Consider the following 876-nt stretch of genomic DNA (forward strand, 5'->3'; position numbering starts at 1 on the left):
CGCGGATCATGATCTTGGACGGCACACAACCGACATTGACGCAGGTGCCGCCGATGGTGCCGCGCTCGATCAGCGTGACACGTGCGCCTTGCTCGACGGCCTTCAGCGCCGCTGCCATCGCGGCCCCGCCGCTGCCGATGACGGCGATATGCAATGCGCCGCTGCTACCCGTCTTGTCGTTTCTGCCCAGCAGATCGCGCATCTTGTCGAGCAATCCGCCCGGCGTCGAAACTGAGGGGGCATCGGCCAGCGTGGCCCGATAACCGAGTCCAGCTACAGCGGCCGTCAGCGCGTCGGGTGACGTGCCGACCTCAATGGCGAGCTTGGCGCTGCCCTTGGCGTAGGAGACATCCGCTGATTGCACGCCGGGCACTTTCTCCAGGGCGTCCTTGACATGCACTGCGCACGAGTCGCAAGTCATGCCGGTGATTTTGAGAGTGCTCATACCATCGTTCCTTATTCGTGTGGGCCGCCGTGTCGCACGGTCAGCCGTCTTTCACAAGCGCTTGGCGGGGAGTTCGCAGCCGTCCGGTCCGCAACGGCGATGCGCCGGCGACACGAAGTCCCAGATCGACACCCCAATCATCAAGGCCAGGCCGACGTACATCAGGTTCGCCGTCCACCAGTTGCCGAGCAGCCAGACCGTGGCCGCAAACACGATGGCCGGGCCGATCATGCCGAGCAGACTGCGCAGCCATTGCCGATGACTGAACCAACCCAGCGCGTTCGCCAGGAAGGCCAGCGCGGCAAACAGCGGCAGCAGGCGGCTGATGAACAGTCCCTCGTACTGGCTCAAGAAGCCCAGCCCGATGGCCGCGCCGAAGCTGGCGAGGGCTGGAAAGCAGGCGGCGCAGCCCATCGCGGAAACGACGCTGC

2 protein-coding genes are annotated in these 876 nt (G+C 65.2%); both read right to left on the reverse strand.

Going from position 1 to position 876, the window contains the following annotated elements:
* Positions 1-445 (reverse strand): cation transporter (locus HMPREF3143_RS10805; protein WP_139145866.1); only part of this gene is annotated, 445 nt, incomplete at its 3' end.
* Positions 446-496: 51 nt separating this feature from the next.
* Positions 497-876 (reverse strand): organomercurial transporter MerC (gene merC, locus HMPREF3143_RS10810; RefSeq protein ID WP_070533014.1); only part of this gene is annotated, 380 nt, incomplete at its 5' end.

It is taken from the genome of Enterobacter sp. HMSC16D10 (assembly GCF_001807145.1).
Taxonomy (GTDB): domain Bacteria; phylum Pseudomonadota; class Gammaproteobacteria; order Enterobacterales; family Enterobacteriaceae; genus Enterobacter; species Enterobacter roggenkampii.